Origin of the sequence: Devosia sp. LC5 (genome assembly GCF_000735585.1) — a bacterium.
Classification (GTDB): Bacteria; Pseudomonadota; Alphaproteobacteria; order Rhizobiales; family Devosiaceae; genus Devosia.
The window spans coordinates 71,198-88,301 of sequence record NZ_JNNO01000044.1; the positions used below are offsets into that span (position 1 = coordinate 71,198).

A 17,104-nucleotide genomic window follows, 5' to 3' on the forward strand; every position below is an offset into this window, starting at 1 on the left:
ACCGCCGATGCAGAAGATTATCGCCGAACTCGAGGATAAACGCGCGCAGGCGCGGCTCGGCGGGGGACAGAGGCGGATCGATGCGCAGCATGGCAAGGGGAAACTGACGGCGCGGGAGCGGCTCGATGTGCTGCTCGATGCGGGCAGTTTTGAAGAATACGACATGTTCGTCACCCATCGGGCAACCGATTTCGGCATGGCCGAGACGATCATTCCGGGGGACGGGGTGGTGACCGGCTGGGGCACGATCGAGGGGCGGCTGGTCTATGTGTTCAGCCAGGATTTTACCGTGTTCGGCGGCTCGCTAAGCGAGACCCATGCCAAAAAGATCTGCAAGATCATGGATCTGGCTATGCAGAACGGGGCGCCGGTGATCGGGCTCAATGATTCTGGCGGGGCGCGCATTCAGGAGGGCGTAGCTTCGCTGGGCGGCTATGCCGATGTGTTCTGGCGCAATGCGCAGGCCTCGGGCGCGGTGCCGCAGATTTCGGTGATCATGGGGCCATGCGCGGGCGGAGCGGTCTATTCGCCGGCGATGACCGACTTCATCTATATGGTCAAGGACACCAGCTACATGTTCGTCACTGGGCCGGACGTGGTCAAGACGGTGACCAATGAGAGCGTGACGCAGGAGGAATTGGGCGGGGCTTCGACCCACACCAGGATTTCCTCGGTGGCGGATGCCGCCTTCGACAATGATATCGAAACGCTGCTCGAAGTGCGGCGGCTGTTCGGGTTCCTGCCGCTGGCCTATGGGCAGAAGCCGCCGCGCGTGGCGACGGAGGATCCGATCGATCGGGGCGATATGAGCCTTGATATGATCATCCCCGACAGCGCCAACAAGCCCTATGACATGCGCGAAGTGATCGAAAAGGTCGCCGATGAGGGGGACTTTCTGGAACTGCAGAAAGAGCATGCCGGCAATATTCTGGTCGGTTTTATCCGGCTCGATGGCGAAACGGCGGGCGTGGTGGCCAATCAGCCGCTGGTGCTGGCGGGGTGCCTGGATATCAACGCCAGCAAGAAAGCGGCGCGGTTCATTCGATTCTGCGACAGCTTTGACATTCCCATCCTGACCTTTGTCGATGTGCCCGGATTTTTGCCGGGCGTGGCGCAGGAATATGGCGGGATCATCAAGCACGGTGCCAAGCTGCTCTTTGCCTATTCGGAGGCGAGCGTACCGCTGGTGACGGTGATCACCCGCAAGGCCTATGGCGGCGCCTATGACGTGATGGCGTCCAAGCACATCAAGGCGGACGTGAACTACGCCTGGCCCTCAGCCGAAATCGCGGTGATGGGAGCCAAGGGCGCAACGGAAATCCTCTATCGCTCAGAGCTGAGCGACAAGGACAAGATTGCCAAGCGCACAGCGGAGTATGAGGCGCGGTTTGCCAATCCGTTTGTAGCAGCCGAGCGCGGCTTCATCGACGATGTGATCATGCCGCACGGCACAAGACGGCGGGTGATCCGGGCGCTCTCGACGCTAAGGCATAAGCGCAGCGAGGGGCCAAAGAAGAAGCATGGGAATATTCCGCTGTGATGATCACCAAACTCCTCATTGCCAACCGCGGTGAAATCGCCTGCCGGGTCATCAAGACTGCCAAGCGGATGGGGATCGCGACTGTCGCGGTCTATTCCGATGCTGACCGAGAAGCGCTGCATGTTCGGACGGCGGATGAGGCGGTGCATATCGGGGCTTCACCGGCCAAGGACAGCTATCTCCAGATCGACAAGATCATTGCGGCTTGCCGGGAGACTGGCGCGGAGGCGGTGCATCCGGGCTATGGGTTTTTGAGCGAGAATCCCAAATTTGCCGAGGCGCTGGCGGCGGCGGGGATTATTTTTGTCGGGCCGCCGGTGAAGGCCATCGAGGCGATGGGAGACAAGATCACCTCCAAAAAGATCGCGGCGGAGGCCGGGGTTTCGACTGTGCCGGGGCATATGGGGCTGATCGCCGATGCGGCCGAAGCGGTGTCGATTGCCCAGCAGATCGGCTATCCGGTGATGATCAAGGCCTCGGCCGGTGGCGGCGGAAAGGGTATGCGGATTGCCTGGAACGATGCGGAAGCGCGGGAGGGTTTTGAGCGGAGCAAGTCGGAGGCGGCGAGCTCGTTCGGGGATGACCGGATTTTCATCGAGAAATTCGTCACCGATCCGCGCCATATCGAAATCCAGCTGATCGGGGATGGTCACGGCAACGTACTCTATCTCAACGAGCGGGAATGCTCGATCCAGCGGCGTAATCAGAAGGTAATCGAGGAGGCGCCGAGCCCGTTTCTGGATGCAGAGACGCGTAAGGCGATGGGCGAGCAGGCGGTGGCTTTGGCCAAGGCCGTCGGCTACCAGAGCGCGGGGACGGTGGAATTCATCGTCGATAGCGAGCGCAATTTCTATTTCCTCGAGATGAATACGCGGCTGCAGGTGGAGCATCCGGTGACCGAGCTGATCACCGGACTTGATCTGGTGGAGCTGATGCTGCGCGTGGCCAATGGGGAGGCGCTGCCGCTGAGCCAGGACGAGGTGAAGCTGGATGGCTGGGCCATTGAGAGCCGGCTTTATGCTGAAGACCCCTATCGGAATTTTCTGCCATCCACCGGGCGGCTGACGCGGTATCGGCCGCCGGTGGAGAGTAGCGATGCGGGGCTCGTGGTGCGTAACGATACCGGGGTGTTCGAGGGCGGGGAGATTTCGACCTTTTACGATCCGATGATTGCCAAGCTGTGCACCTGGGCGCCGAGCCGGATCGAGGCGATCGACGCCATGGCGACGGCGCTGGACAGTTTTGAAGTCGATGGGGTGGGGAACAATTTGCCATTCCTCTCGACCGTGATGGACCAGGAGCGGTTCCGCGAGGGGCGGCTGACCACGGGCTATATTGCCGAGGAATTTCCCGAAGGCTTTACCGGGGCGGTACTGCCGCGTGGTCGGGTGTTTGAAGTCGCGGCGGTGGCGGCGATGATGCAATTAGTGCTGGAGGAACGCAAAGGGCAGGTCACCCGTACGCCACTGGGCCATTCCACCGAGGTCTATGGCGAATGGGTGGTGGTGATCGAGGGCGAGCAGGTGCCGCTCAAACTGCATCGGCTGGACCCGGACGGGAGCTGGGAGCTGAACCTGTTCGACCAGGCGGCCATGGCCGAGCGGTTCGACTGGGCGCCGGGCCGGACCATTGCGCGGATCGAGTGGGCGGGTGGCGCGGCCAGTGTCGTCAAGGTCAACCGGACCACGTCGGGCTTCCGCATCCGGTATTGCGGGGCGGATTTGAAGGTGATGGTGGTGCGGCCGCATGTGGCGCGGCTGTTGTCGCTGATGCCGGTCAAAGTGCCGCCGGATATGAGCAAGTTCCTGCTGTGCCCGATGCCGGGACAGGTGGTGCGGATCGATGTGGCGGTAGGCGATGTCGTCGAGGACGGGCAGACGTTGGCCATTGTCGAGGCGATGAAGATGGAAAACGTGCTCAAGGCGCAGAAGCGAGCGCGGGTCAGCAAGGTGCATGTGACGCCGGGGGCCGTGCTGGCGGTGGATCAGGTGATGATCGAGTTTGAGGGAGTGTGACTATGCGTTCCGTGTGTGCGGGAAGACACCCCCTCCCTGGCCCTCCCCACAAGGGGGAGGGTGAACCCTGTTGGGCGGCAGAACGGTGCCACAAACTCGATGTCACCCTCCCCCTTGTGGGGAGGGAAGGGAGGGGGTAGCGGATGCCGACGCGCGCACAACGCCTTCGCAAGAACCCGACCGCGCCCGAGATACGTTTCTGGCGCTTAATCGCGCCGCTGCGGACCGGCGAATATCACTTTCGCAAGCAGGCGCCGGTCGGGCCTTATGTGGCTGACTTTGCCTGCCACCATGCCAAGCTGATTGTCGAGATTGATGGTGAAACGCATTTTATCGGGGCGGGGCCGCAAAAAGACGCGGTGCGCACGGCTTTCCTCCTGCGCGAAGGTTACACGGTGCTTCGCTTCACCAACCATGACGTGATGACCAATCCCGACGGCGTCTATGTCACTGTTCTAGCTGCCTTGGCGAAGGAGCCATCCGATGCCCACTAATTTCGCCCATTGGGCCGCTCTCGCCCAAAAGGAATTGCGCGATACCCCGCTCTCCTCGCTCGACCGCGATTATGGCGGCATCCCGGTAAAACCCGTCTATTTCGGCGAAGGTTCGGAAATTCCAGGTGTCGAGCCGTTCACGCGCGGCGTTCGGGCTACGATGTATGCCAACCGCCCCTGGACCATTCGGCAATATGCGGGTTTTTCCACTGCGCGGGAGAGCAATGCGTTTTATCGGCAGGCGCTGGAAAAGGGGCAGAAGGGGCTGTCCGTTGCCTTCGATCTGGCGACGCACCGGGGCTATGACAGTGACCATCCGCGCGTCATTGGCGATGTCGGCAAGGCCGGGGTAGCGATCGACAGTGTCGAGGATATGAAGCAACTGTTCGACGGGATTCCGCTTGATCAGATGAGCGTGTCCATGACCATGAATGGCGCGGTAATCCCGGTTCTGGCCATGTTCATCGTGGCGGCGGAAGAACAGGGCGTGCCGCAGGCCAAGCTTGAGGGGACGATCCAGAACGACATCCTCAAGGAGTTCATGGTTCGCAATACCTACATCTATCCGCCGGAGCCTTCGATGCGGATTGTAGGCGATATCATTGCGCATACGGCGCGCAGCATGCCCAAATTCAATTCGATTTCGATCTCCGGCTATCACATGCATGAGGCGGGGGCGACCGCTGTGCAGGAGCTTGCCTATACGCTGGCCGATGGCATGGAATATGTGCGGGCGGCGCAGGCGCGGGGACTGGATATCGATGCCTTTGCCGGGCGGCTGAGCTTCTTTTTCGGCATTGGCATGAACTTCTTTCTGGAGGTGGCCAAGCTCCGTGCGGCGCGGCAGCTATGGAGCGAAATCACGACCGGGCTGGGGGCGAAGGACCCGCGCAGCAAGATGCTGCGCACCCATTGCCAGACTTCGGGCGTGTCGCTGACCGAGCAGGATCCGCATAATAATGTGATCCGCACCACCATCGAGGCGCTGGCGGCGGTGTTGGGGGGCACGCAGAGCCTGCACACCAATTCGTTTGATGAGGCGATTGCACTGCCGACCGAATTTTCGAGCCGGCTGGCCCGCAATACGCAGCTGATCCTGCAGCATGAAAGCCGGGTAACCGATGTGGTCGATCCGTTGGGCGGGTCCTATTATGTCGAGGCGCTAACGGCGGAATTGGTGAGCGGGGCCAAGCTCTTGATCGGGGAAGCTGAAATGGCTGGCGGGATGACGCAGGCGGTGCAGGCCGGTGGGCCGAAACTGGCCATCGAGACGGCGGCGGCGCTGCGGCAGGCACGGGTGGATCGGGGCGAGGATGTGATTGTCGGGGTCAATCGCTATCGGCTCGACACCGAGGACGTGATCGAAGTGCGCGAAATCGACAATGCCAAGGTGCGGGCCGAGCAGATTGCGCAATTGGAGCGGGTGCGGGCGAGCCGGGATGAGGTCAAGTGCCAGCAGATGCTGGCGGGCCTGCGCGAATTTGCTGCCAAGGATGAGGGCAATCTGCTGGAAGCGGCGGTAGAGGCGGCGCGGGCGCGGGCGACGCTGGGCGAGATCAGCCAGGCCATGGAGGATGTATTCGGGCGGCACGCGGCGGTGACGCGGGTGATTTCGGGGGTTTATGGCGCCAGCTACGGTGATGATCCGGAATTCTCGGCCATTCTCGGGCGGATTGATGCGTTCAAGGCGGCGCGGGGGCGGGCACCTTCGATCTTTATCGCCAAGATGGGGCAGGATGGGCATGACCGGGGGGCGAAGGTGATCGCCTCGGCCTTCGCCGATCTGGGCTTTGTCGTGCATATGGGTGAGCTGTTCGAGACGGCGCTCGAAGTTGCGGCGCATGCCGATGAGCTGAGTGTGGACGCGGTGGGGGTGTCATCGCTGGCGGCGGGGCACAAGACGCTGGTGCCCGAGCTGATGGCGGCGCTGAGGGATCGTGAGTTGCGCGATGTGACGGTGATCGTGGGCGGGGTCATTCCCGAGCAGGATTATGATTTCCTGTTCGACGCCGGGGTGGCCGAGATTTTTGGACCGGGCACTAACGTACTGTCAGCCGCTTTTTCGGTGTTGAGCCAGATCGAGGGAAGGCTGAGCAATAGATGATCGGGCGGCTCAACCATATCGCGATTGCCGTGCCGGATTTGGCGGCGGCGGCGGCGAAATATCGCGATATGCTCGGTGCGCAGGTAGGGGCGGCGCAAGTGCTGCTCGAGCATGGCGTCAGCGTAGTGTTCATCGATACCGGCAACACCAAGGTGGAATTGCTGGAGCCACTGGGCGATGGCTCGCCCATTGCCGGGTTTCTGGACAGAAATCCCGGCGGGGGGATGCACCATATGTGCTTCGAGGTGCCCGATTTGGCCGCAGCAGTGGAGACGCTGACCGCTGGCGGCGCTCGCGTATTGGGCGAACCCAGGATCGGCGCCCATGGCAGGCCAGTCGTATTTCTGCATCCCAAGGATTTTGATGGGACGCTGATCGAGCTGGAGGAGGTTTAGGGGCTCAAGCGAAAATCCCCCGATCCTTCGCAACGATCTCCGCCAGAAACTCCGCCACGATACCAACCCTTCGCAGGGAGCGCAGGTCTTCGTGCACCACCGTCCAATAGGCGCGGGTGAGATTGTGGGCAGGCAGGACCGGAACCAGGTTCGGATCGCCCTCTGCCATGAAGCCGTGCAGGATGCCGATGCCGGCGCCGGCGCGGACGGCTTCGGTCTGGCCCATGGCGGTGGAGACCGAAAGGGTCGAGCGCCAATCGGGGAGGAAGGCGCTGGTATAGTCGAGCGAGGCCGAGAAGAGCAGGTCATCGACATAGCCCACAAGGTGGTGGCTGGCGAGATCGGCCAACGTTTGCGGCGTGCCGTGGCGGGCGAGGTACGATTTGGCAGCGTAGAGGCCCAGGCGATAATCGGTGAGTTTGCGGGCGACCAGGCGCCCCTCGCGGGGGCGCTCCAGCGTGACGGCGATATCAGCCTCGCGGCGGGACAGCGAAAAGGCGCGGGGGACCGGAACAAGTTCGATGCGTAGGCCCTTGTGCCGCTCGGTGAGCTGGCCGATGCGCGGGGCAAGGAAGGCGACGCCGAAACCGTCGGGCGCGCCAACCCGGACAATGCCTTCGATAGCGCTATCGGCCCCGGCCGTCTGGTTCGCGGCGAGCATGGCGCTTTCCATGGCTTCGGCATGGCTGAGGAAGCGCTCCCCGGCGCCGGACAGATCGGAGCCATTGGTCTTGCGGGTGAACAGCGTGCTGCCCAGTGCGGCTTCGAGCGCAGTGAGGCGGCGGGCGACGGTGGCGTGGTTGAGGCCCAGGCTGCGGGCGGCGCCCAGGATTTGGCCGTGGCGGGCGACGGCGAGGAAGATGCGGACGTCGTCCCAATTCATGGCGCTATAATCCTTGCACAACAGATGCTAAATCTATCGTCTTGAGTTGCAAAAAATATAGCGCGAAGACTGCTCTCACAACAAGGGAGAGCCTTATGCGCATTATCGGCCATTTCATTGACGGCGTCGAAACCTCGGGCGAGAGCCAGCAGTTTCAGGATGTGTTCAACCCGGCGACAGGCGATGTGCAGGCGCAGGTCGCATTGGCGAGCGCGGCTGATCTTGATGCGGCGGTGGCATCGGCGGCGGCGGCGCAGCCCAAATGGGCGGCGACCAATCCGCAGCGGCGTGCGCGGGTGTTTTTCAATTTCGTGGCGCTGATCAATCGCGACATGGACGAATTGGCGATCCTGCTCAGCTCCGAGCATGGTAAGACGGTGGACGACGCCAAGGGCGATATCCTGCGCGGGCTGGAAGTGGCTGAGTTCGTCGCTGGGGCGCCCCATCTGCTCAAGGGTGAATTCACCGAAGGGGCTGGGCCGGGGATCGATATGTATTCGATGCGCCAGCCGGTGGGGATCGGGGCAGGCATTACCCCGTTCAATTTCCCGGCGATGATTCCGCTCTGGATGCTGTCGCCTGCCATTGCGGCGGGCAATGCGTTTATCCTCAAGCCCTCCGAGCGCGATCCTTCGGTGCCGGTGCGGTTGGCGCAACTGGCGCTCGAGGCAGGGTTGCCCAAGGGCATCCTGAACGTGGTGCATGGCGGCAAGTCGGTGGTCGATGGGATCCTAGACCATGACGATATCGCCGCCGTGTCCTTTGTCGGCTCGACCCCGATTGCCCGTTATGTCTATGGTACCGCGGCAGCAAACGGGAAGCGCGTACAGGCTTTTGGCGGCGCCAAGAACCACATGATCATCATGCCGGATGCCGATATCGAAAAGGCCGCCGATGCGCTGATGGGGGCCGGTTTTGGCTCGGCGGGCGAGCGCTGCATGGCCGTGTCGGTAGCGGTGCCGGTGGGCGAAGCAACGGCAGACCGGATCGTTGCGGCGCTCAAGCCGCGCATCGAAAAGCTCAAGGTTGGCCCGGCGACGGACAAGGCCAGCGAAATGGGTCCGGTGATCACCAAGGCGGCCAAGGAGCGCATTCTGGGGCTGGTGGAAAAGGGCGTGGAGCAGGGGGCGACGCTGGCCGTGGATGGCCGGGGTTTCAGCCTTCAGGGTTATGAAGACGGCTATTTCGTTGGGCCGACGCTGTTCGACAATGTCACGGCCGAGATGGATATCTACAGGGAAGAGATTTTCGGGCCGGTGCTGAGCGTAGTGCGCTCCAAGACCTACGAGGAGGCGCTCAAGCTGACCATGGATAATCCCTATGGCAATGGCACCGCGATCTTCACGCAAAATGGCGATGCGGCGCGCGATTTCGCGGCCCGAGTCAATGTGGGCATGGTGGGCATTAATGTGCCGGTGCCGGTGCCGCTGGCCTATCACAGCTTTGGCGGCTGGAAGGCGAGCGCATTTGGCGATTTGAACCAGCATGGCACGGATTCGATCAAGTTCTGGACCCGTACCAAGACCGTGACAAGCCGCTGGCCGTCGGGGATCAAGGACGGGGCAGAGTTTCAGATGCCGACCATGAAGTAGGGTCACGATAGGACAACCATCACGGTGTCATTCCGGCTTGTGCCGAGATGACGCCGTGGGTGGGATGAACCGGCTACATATTCCCGTATATCGGGCCTTCGCCACCCTGGGGCGGCACCCAGGTGATGTTCCGGTTGGGGTCCTTGATGTCGCAGGTTTTGCAGTGGACGCAATTGGCGGCGTTGATCTGGAAGCGGGGGCCGGTGGGTTCCTCGATCCATTCATAGACGCCGGCAGGGCAGTAGCGCGCCGAGGGTCCGGCATAGATATCGTGTTCGGATGATTTGTGCAGCGCGGGATCGGCGACCAGCAAATGGCTGGGCTGGTCCTCGCTGTGATTGGTATTGGAGATGAAGACCGAGGCCAGGCGGTCGAAGGTCAGCACGCCATCGGGCTTGGGATAGGCGATGGGCTGGTGGGCGCTGGCGGGGTCGAGCGTGGAGGAATCTGGCTTGCCATGGCCCAGCGTCCCGAAGGGGGACCAGCCGTTGAGCAAGGTGGTCAGCCACATATCCACGCCGGCCAGCGCTATGCCGGCGATGGTGCCGAAGCGGGACCAGAGCGGCTTGACGTTGCGCACGGGGTTGAGGTCGCGGCCGATGGGCCCACGGCGCCAGTTGTTTTCATATTCAGCCAGTTCATCGCCCGAGCGGCCGGCGCTGAGGGCCGCGAGGGCTGCGTCGGCAGCCTCGATGCCCGAGAGCACGGCATTATGGCTGCCCTTGATGCGCGGCAGATTGGTGAAGCCGGCGGCGCAGCCGAGTAGCGCTCCGCCGGGGAAGGTCAGCTTGGGGACGGATTGATAGCCGCCCTCGGTGATGGCGCGGGCGCCATAGCTTACCCTTGTGGCGCCAGCGAAGGTTTTGGCGATGGCCGGATGCGTCTTGAAGCGCTGGAATTCTTCGTAGGGCGAGAGGTACGGATTGGCGTAATCGAGATGGACGACGAGGCCCACCGCGACCTTGTTGCTATCGAAATGATAGAGGAAACTGCCGCCGCCGGTGCTGTTATCGAGCGGCCAGCCGAAGCTGTGCTGGACGAGGCCCTTCTGGTGGTTTTCCGGCGCGACTTCCCAGATTTCCTTGAGCCCGATGCCAAATTTGGGCGGCTCGTGACCCTGATCGAGCCCGAAACGCGCAATGGCCAGCTTGCTGAGCGAGCCGCGCGCGCCTTCGGCCAGCAGCACATATTTGCCGAGCAGGGCCATGCCGCGAGCGAAATTGGGGCTGGGCGTGCCGTCACGTTCCAGCCCCATATCACCGGTGGCGACGCCAATGACGGCGCCCTTGTCATAGAGTAGTTCGGCGGCGGCGAAGCCGGGATAGATTTCGACGCCCAGCGCCATGGCCTTGCCAGCCAGCCAGCGGCAGACTTCGCCCAGCGAAACGACGAAATTGCCATGGTTGTGCATCAGCGGCGGCATCAGCCGCATCAGCCAGGCGGGGATGGCGATGGCGCTTTGCTTGCCCAGAAACAGGAAGCGATCCTGGGCAACAGGCGTGCGAAAGGGGTGGTCAGGTTCGTCGCGCCACCCGGGTAGTAGAGCATCGATGCCAACCGGATCGACCACCGCGCCAGAAATAATATGGGCGCCAACTTCAGCGCCTTTTTCCAGCACGACGACGGCAAGCTCGGGATTGTTCTGTTTGAGGCGAATGGCAGCGGCAAGGCCAGCGGGGCCGGCGCCGACAATGACGACATCGAATGCCATGCTTTCGCGTTCACCCAGACCGTCCGTGTCAGCCATCCCCGACCTGTTCCCACATCGTTCTCAACTGCTGCCCAATTAGCAGCAATGGGAACACTTGGCCCGCTTTTTCTGCGTCCGGGAGGCCTGTAACGCTTCGACAATGGGTACAAGTTGCCGCCAGGGCTTGCATTGCTCAAAAAACGCAAATATTGCGTAGATTGGCAATCTTGCTCATCGGGATCGTGAAGTGGCCCTGCAGCGGCGCGCAAATCAGTCAGACATTGCCGAGCGCTTAGGCGTTTCGGTGAGTACGGTGTCGCGCGCGCTGGCCAACGAAATCGGCATCAGCGATGCGGTGCGACGTGATGTGCAGCGCATGGCGCGCTCGCTTGGCTATAAAAGCAAGCACAGCACAGGCCAAGTCGCCGGGGACAAGCGTGCCGTGGCGCTGGTGCCATTGGGCAGCGCCACGAGCGGGCTATCGGGCTTTTATTTCGGTATTCTGGAAGGCATGCGGGCGCAGGCCGCCGAAATGGGCATGGTGCTCGATGTGCGGCTGGTCAATGAAGCGGTGGTGACGCTTGATCTGATCAAGAAGCAGATGGCCCAGACCGATGCGGAAGGCGTGCTGCTGGCGGGTATCGATGCCTGGGACGAGCTGGTGCATTGGGCGAACGAGACTGACAGTTCAGTCGTGCTGGTCAATGGCGCGGATCCCAAGATGCAGGTTAGTGGGGCGGCTCCGGCCAATTTCTACGGCGCCTTCATGGCGACGCAGCGGCTGATCGATGCGGGTCATAAGCGCATCCTGCATTACGGGCAGAAAACCCGCGCGACCCTGCTGCAGCGGCAGCGGGGGTTCCAGGCGGCGATCGCGGCAAATCCCGGTGTCACCGGCAAGATCGTTTATGGTGCCGACTGCCCGACCGCGCAGCTTTTGGCCGACGTGCTCGCTGGCGTACATGAGGTCACGGCGCTGTTCAGTTGGAACGATATCGCCGCTGTCGAAATGCTCGAGGGGCTCTATGCCGCCGACAGCCCGCTGGTCGAAGGCTTCTCGATCATCGGCTTTGACGATTTACCGATCGCCGGCATGGCAACGCCGCGGCTGAGCACGATAAGGGTGGATCGCGAGGCCATTGGGCGTTCGGCTGTGCGGCTTCTGGTGCAGCATATGGATGGCGAGCGGGCTATTCAGCAGGTGGAAACCGGCCTCAGCATGGTTGTCGGCGAGACCGTGTTCTCGATCTAAACCGGCCTTCTTTCTTCAACACTCCAGCGATGGGTGATACGGGTTCTACACACCCGCGTCGGCCCATCCCTTTGGTGTTTCGATGAAAAATGAACAAATTTGCGTAATTTGCGCGATTTGCGCAAAGCGCTTGATTTTGCAAATTTTGTGAACTAGCGTGGCCCTCATTGAACCGGACAGCAAGAAGATCGCGTTGAGCGACGCGCTGTGCGGCTGCCACATGCGCAGGAGGACGGCTTGGATTTGCGGCGCTGGAACGTCAAACATGTTCGCATGACGCTCGATGGCGCGCCGGCCTTCACCCCGTTTGCGCGCGATGCGGCCGAAGGCCTTTCTGCGATCCGGACGCAGGTAGGGCAGCAGGCAATCGATAGCTTGCTCGAGCGCGCCCGTGCCGATGTTGGTGTTCCCATTCCCGCGCTGCCGGCCGAACTTTATCTCGAATTCCAGCGGACCGGGCGGCGCGAAGGCTATGAGGACGCGCAGCGTGAGCGGCGCAATATGCTCTATCGGCTGACGCTGGCCGAGTGGCTGGAGCAGAGCGGGGAATTCGTATCGGCGGCCGAGAACCTGCTCTGGGGGCGACTCGAGGAAACCAATTGGGCCTGGCCGGCGCATGCGGGGACTCTTGATTTTCCAGATCATCCGACATTGGATTTGGCGGCGGCGATGAGCGGGCTCGATCTGGCCGAAACCGATTATCTGCTCGGCGACAAGCTCTCGGCGGAATTGCGCGCCCGCATTCGCAGCGAGACCAATCGGCGCACGATTGCCCCCTTCCTTGAGCGCAACGACCATTGGTGGCTGCATACGACGCCGGCCAAGCAGGTCAATAATTGGACCGCGGTGTGCGTTGCCGGTGTGGTCGGGGCGGCGTGTTATTTCGAGACCGATCTGGATCGGCTGGCCGAGATCATCACCCGCGGCCTGCATAGCCTGGCCGATTATCTGGAAACCTTCGACAGCCAGGGTGGCTCCTCCGAGGGGCCGGATTACTGGTCCTATGGCTTTGGCAATTATGTGGTGCTGGCGCATTTGCTGGCCCAGCGGACGGGTGGACAGATCGACCTGCTGGCCCTGCCAATCGTGCGCGAAATTGCGCAATTCCCGGTGCGCACGGTGTTGACGCAGGGAGTGTGGGCGAGCTTTTCGGATTCCGATAGCAATCCCAGTTTTCATCCCGGGCTATTGTCCTATCTGGCCGGGAATCTCGAGCTGCCGGCGCTGACCGAATTGGGGACGCGCAATGATTTTGGCGTCGAGATTTTCAACCAGTTCGTATGGCCGCTGCGCCAGTACGCCTGGCCGCTGCCCGACAAGGCGATTGCCTTTGGTGGAACCCCGCATGATTGGTTCGCCGATATGGGCTGGATGATCTCCCGGCTCGATCCGGCCGATCCCAATTCGCTGCGGCTCGCCATCAAGGGCGGGCACAATGACGAGATGCACAACCAGAACGATGTCGGCTCGCTGATCGTCGTGCAGGGCGGCAAGGTGGTGCTGACCGATCCGGGCCGCGGCCGCTATTCCAAGGCCTATTTCGGTCCCGAGCGCTACGCCAATATCATGACCTCCTCGCGCGGCCATTCGGTGCCCGTGGTCAATGGCTTCGAGCAGGTGGCTGGCGCAGAGCGCGCCGCCACGGTTCTGGTCCACAACGCTGGCGCTGACCGGGATGAGTTGGCGCTGGATATGGCTGCGGCCTATCCCGCCGAGGCGGGGCTCAACCAATTGCAGCGCAGCGTTGCGTTCGATCGCCAGACGCCCGGTGGCCGCATCGCGCTCAGTGACAGTTTCGTTTTTGGCGGGGAGGACGGCGCTTTTCAATCGGTGCTGGTAACCCCGCTCGCGGTCGATATCGGCGCTGGCGAAGTGCGGATCGGTGGGCCGGACGGCGGGGTCAGGGTCCGGTTCGACGCCAGCCAGGTCGAGGTCAGCACCGAGCATCATGCCGGTGTCGAAAAACAATATGCGCCATCGCTCGATCTGACCCGGGTGCTGTTTGCTGCCCGTAAGGCCGGGCAGGGAGAGGTTGCGCTCGATATTACCCCGATCTGAGGGGATTTCGAGGCAGTGGAGCGGTGGGTATCGCCGCTCAAAAGTGGAAGGAATGACCCGGCGCAAAAGCTCCGGGCAAGGGAGGACCACAATGAAACAAGACGTCTTGGTTCGTCGACTTATCAAACGGCCTGGTCGCGGGTTGGCGGGAGCAGTAGCCCTGGCGGCATTGCTCGCGGCAACCGCTCCGGCGCTGGCTCAGCAACAGTCGCCAGTGCTGGATGCGCTGGTGGAAAGCGGCGACTTGCCGCCGGTGGCGGAACGCCTGCCGGCCAACCCGCAGGTGGTGGATGGGCCCAGCCCCGGTCGATATGGCGGCACCTGGCGCATGGGCATGCGCGGCGGTGGCGACAATGGCCTTATCGTCAAGACCATCGCCTATGAAGGGCTGGTCCGCTATGACCACGAATGGAAAGGGGTGCTGCCCAATCTGGCCGAGTCCTGGGAAGCCAGTGCCGACGCCAAGGAATATACGTTCAAGCTGCGCGACGGCGTGAAGTGGTCCGATGGCACGCCCTTCACCACCGAAGACATCGCCTTTGCGGTGGAGATGTTCCAGGACCCCGATTACGCAGCGAGCAGCTGGATCGACAATGTCAACAATCCGGTACAGCTGGAAGTCATCGATCCGCTGACCTTCAAGTTCAAATTCGACAAGCCCAATGGCATGCTGCTCGAAACCATGGCCAGTGTGGATGGCGCCCAGATCACTTCGCTGCAGAAGAAATATTGTAGCCAGTTCCACCCGACATATAACGAGAACGCGGCGGCCGAGGCACAGGCCAAAGGCTTTGCCAGCTGGGCGCTCTATTTGCAGGATCGCTGCGCCTGGGGCTGGGAAACCATCCGTTTCTCCAATCCCGATCTGCCTCTTCTCTATCCATGGGTGATCGAGACCCCGCTGACGGCCAATGCCGCCCGCGTGACCTGGAAGCGCAATCCCTATTACTGGAAGGTCGACAGCCAGGGCAATCAGCTGCCCTATATCGACAATGTCGATATGCGGGTCAGCGAGAGTATTGAAGAGCTGACGCTGCTGGCACTCAATGGCGAAATCGATTTCCAGGAACGCCATATCGCCACGAATGTGAACAAGCCCCTGTTCTTCGACGGACAGGAGCAGGGTGACTATCACCTGGGCGAAGTCATTCCATCGGCTTCCAACACTTTGGTACTGCAGCTTAATTTCAACCATGACGACCCGGTCAAGCGCGAGCTTTACCAGAACAGGGATTTCCGCGTCGGCATTTCGCAGGCTCTCGACCGCCAGGAGATCGTGGATGTGGTGTTCACCGGCCAGGGCGAACCTTTCCAGGTCGCACCCCGCCCGGAATCTGCATTTTATGACGAGGAATTGGCCAAGCAATATACCGAGTTCAATCCGGAAGAAGCCATCAAGCGCTTTGAGGCTGCCGGGCTGACCGAGACCAATGGCGACGGCATTCGCCTGATGAGCAATGGCCAGCCGGTCAAGATCACCATCGATGTCATTTCCGCCCTGCGGCCGGAATGGATCGACATTCTGGAAATCATGCAGTTGCAGTTGGCCAGCGTCGGTGTCGCGATCGAGATCAACAATATCGACCGTACGCTGTTCTACGAAAAGCGTCCGAGCAATGACTTTGATGCTCAGGTATGGGCCGGCGACGGCGGTATCGAAGCCCTGCAGGAGCCGCGCTACTACTTCCCGTACAGCGATGAAAGCGTGTGGGCTTATCGGTGGGCGCAGTGGTTCCAGGGCACGCGTCCGGAAATCGCCGAAGAGCCGGCCGATTGGGCCAAGCAGCAGATGGACCTCTACAACCAGGTCCGTGCTTCCAGCGATCCCGAGCAGCGCGCCGACCTGTTCCGCCAGATCCTGGCGATCACCAAGGAACAGTTCCCGGTGATTGGGGTAAGCCTGATGCCGAACTCGTACTCCATCGTTCGGAACAATCTCATGAACGTGCCTGACTCCATGTTCAACGCCTGGCTGTTCCCGACCCCGGCACCCATGGACCCGGTCACCTGGTACTTCGAGTGATCCTCTAGCCTGACACCCTCGCGGCGCCTGCTGCGCCGCGGGGGACCTGAAAACCAAGGCATTCCATCATGTTGCAATTCATCTCCAAGCGGCTGCTTGCCATGCTGCTGACGATGTTCGCCGTCTCCTTTGTGGCCTTTGCCATCATCCAATTGCCGCCCGGCGACTTTCTGACCAGCTATATGGCGTCGCTGGCAGCGACGGGCGAGCAGGTCGATCCCAAGGTGATCGAAAACCTGCGTGCGCAATATGGTCTGGGCGAGCCTTATCTGGTGCAATACTGGAAATGGATCAGCGGCGTTGTGGTGGGCAATTTCGGCCAGAGCTTTGAATGGAAGCGGCCGGTCTGGGAACTGATCTGGGGCCGGATTGGCAATTCCCTGCTGCTCGAGGGGCTGGCCGTTGTTGCTATGTGGCTGGTGGCGCTGCCGATCGGTATCTATGCGGCGGTGCGCAAATATTCGCTGGGCGATTATCTGGCGACCATTGGCGGGTTCATTGGCCTGGCCATCCCCAATTTCTTCTTTGCGCTGATCCTGATGTATCTGAGCTTCATCTGGTTCGGAAAAACCATGGGCGGACTGTTTTCGCCCGGCTTTGAGGATGCCCATTGGAGCCTGCCGCGCATCTGGGATTTCCTGTCCCATGCCTGGGCGCCCATACTTGTGCTGGCGACAGGCGGTACGGCCGAGCTGATCCGCATTCTACGCGCCAATCTGCTCGATGAATTGCAGAAACCCTATGTCACCACGGCGCGCGCCAAGGGCCTGCCCGAGTGGAAAGTCATTCTCAAATATCCGGTGCGGCTGGCGCTTAATCCGTTGGTTTCGACCATCGGCTGGCTGCTGCCGGCACTGGTGTCCGGCTCAGTGATCGTCTCGGTGGTGATGAACCTGCCGACGGCCGGGCCGATGCTGCTGCGCTCGCTGACCACCCAAGACATGTATCTGGCCGGCGCCATCATTCTGCTGCTGAGCATTTTGACGGTGGTGGGCACAATGATTTCGGACGTGCTGCTGGCACTGATCGACCCCCGTATTCGCTATGGAGGCAAGTGA

The 17,104-nt window shown here is 61.6% G+C and carries 12 protein-coding genes; 10 read left to right on the forward strand and 2 right to left on the reverse strand.

Annotation, left to right across the window (positions count from 1 at the left end):
* Positions 1-7 precede the first annotated feature (7 nt).
* The 5 genes from FF80_RS17690 to mce all read left to right on the forward strand — a co-directional run bounded on the left by FF80_RS17690 (position 8) and on the right by mce (position 6,548).
* Complete coding sequence (locus tag FF80_RS17690) at positions 8-1,540, forward strand: acyl-CoA carboxylase subunit beta (protein ID WP_035102858.1); 1,533 nt, start codon at positions 8-10, stop codon at positions 1,538-1,540.
* Positions 1,540-3,555: an acetyl/propionyl/methylcrotonyl-CoA carboxylase subunit alpha gene (locus FF80_RS17695; protein ID WP_035102859.1), complete on the forward strand. Its 2,016-nt coding sequence runs from the start codon at positions 1,540-1,542 to the stop codon at positions 3,553-3,555. The genes FF80_RS17690 and FF80_RS17695 overlap by 1 nt, the downstream gene beginning before the upstream one ends.
* A 143-nt stretch (positions 3,556-3,698) precedes the next feature.
* On the forward strand, positions 3,699-4,049 hold the full coding sequence (locus FF80_RS17700) for a DUF559 domain-containing protein (protein ID WP_035102860.1): 351 nt from the start codon (positions 3,699-3,701) through the stop codon (positions 4,047-4,049).
* Positions 4,039-6,153 (forward strand): methylmalonyl-CoA mutase, encoded by a 2,115-nt coding sequence (gene scpA, locus FF80_RS17705; protein WP_035102861.1) that lies wholly within the window; start codon positions 4,039-4,041, stop codon positions 6,151-6,153. The genes FF80_RS17700 and scpA overlap by 11 nt, the downstream gene beginning before the upstream one ends.
* A complete protein-coding gene (mce, locus tag FF80_RS17710) occupies positions 6,150-6,548 on the forward strand; it encodes a methylmalonyl-CoA epimerase (RefSeq protein ID WP_035102862.1) in 399 nt (132 codons plus the stop codon). Before scpA ends, mce begins: the two co-directional genes overlap by 4 nt.
* Before the next feature lie 4 nt (positions 6,549-6,552).
* Here mce and FF80_RS17715 read toward each other — a convergent pair whose 3' ends face one another.
* The gene (locus tag FF80_RS17715) at positions 6,553-7,431 is read right to left on the reverse strand and encodes a LysR family transcriptional regulator (protein ID WP_035102863.1); all 879 of its coding nucleotides are present in this window, start codon (positions 7,429-7,431) and stop codon (positions 6,553-6,555) included.
* A 95-nt stretch (positions 7,432-7,526) separates the two neighbouring features.
* On the opposite strand from FF80_RS17715, the gene FF80_RS17720 reads away from it, so the two are divergent.
* Positions 7,527-9,023 carry a CoA-acylating methylmalonate-semialdehyde dehydrogenase gene (locus tag FF80_RS17720; RefSeq protein WP_035102864.1) on the forward strand — a complete coding sequence of 499 codons (1,497 nt, stop codon included), beginning with the start codon at positions 7,527-7,529 and terminating at the stop codon, positions 9,021-9,023.
* A gap of 73 nt (positions 9,024-9,096) precedes the next feature.
* Here the strand turns inward: FF80_RS17720 and FF80_RS17725 are convergent, their stop codons facing one another.
* Positions 9,097-10,770 carry an electron transfer flavoprotein-ubiquinone oxidoreductase gene (locus FF80_RS17725; RefSeq protein ID WP_035102865.1) on the reverse strand — a complete coding sequence of 558 codons (1,674 nt, stop codon included), beginning with the start codon at positions 10,768-10,770 and terminating at the stop codon, positions 9,097-9,099.
* Positions 10,771-10,960: 190 nt separating this feature from the next.
* Here FF80_RS17725 and FF80_RS17730 point away from each other — a divergent pair, with 190 nt between their 5' ends.
* From FF80_RS17730 to FF80_RS17750, 4 genes are all read left to right on the forward strand, one after another.
* Complete coding sequence (locus FF80_RS17730; protein WP_035102866.1) at positions 10,961-11,965, forward strand: LacI family DNA-binding transcriptional regulator; 1,005 nt, start codon at positions 10,961-10,963, stop codon at positions 11,963-11,965.
* Positions 11,966-12,202: 237 nt separating this feature from the next.
* Complete coding sequence (locus tag FF80_RS17740) at positions 12,203-14,023, forward strand: heparinase II/III family protein (RefSeq protein WP_152558422.1); 1,821 nt, start codon at positions 12,203-12,205, stop codon at positions 14,021-14,023.
* Between the two features lie 91 nt (positions 14,024-14,114).
* Entirely contained in the window at positions 14,115-16,046 is a 1,932-nt protein-coding gene (locus FF80_RS17745; RefSeq protein WP_035102869.1) for an ABC transporter substrate-binding protein, read from the forward strand.
* A gap of 68 nt (positions 16,047-16,114) precedes the next feature.
* Complete coding sequence (locus FF80_RS17750; RefSeq protein ID WP_035102870.1) at positions 16,115-17,104, forward strand: ABC transporter permease; 990 nt, start codon at positions 16,115-16,117, stop codon at positions 17,102-17,104.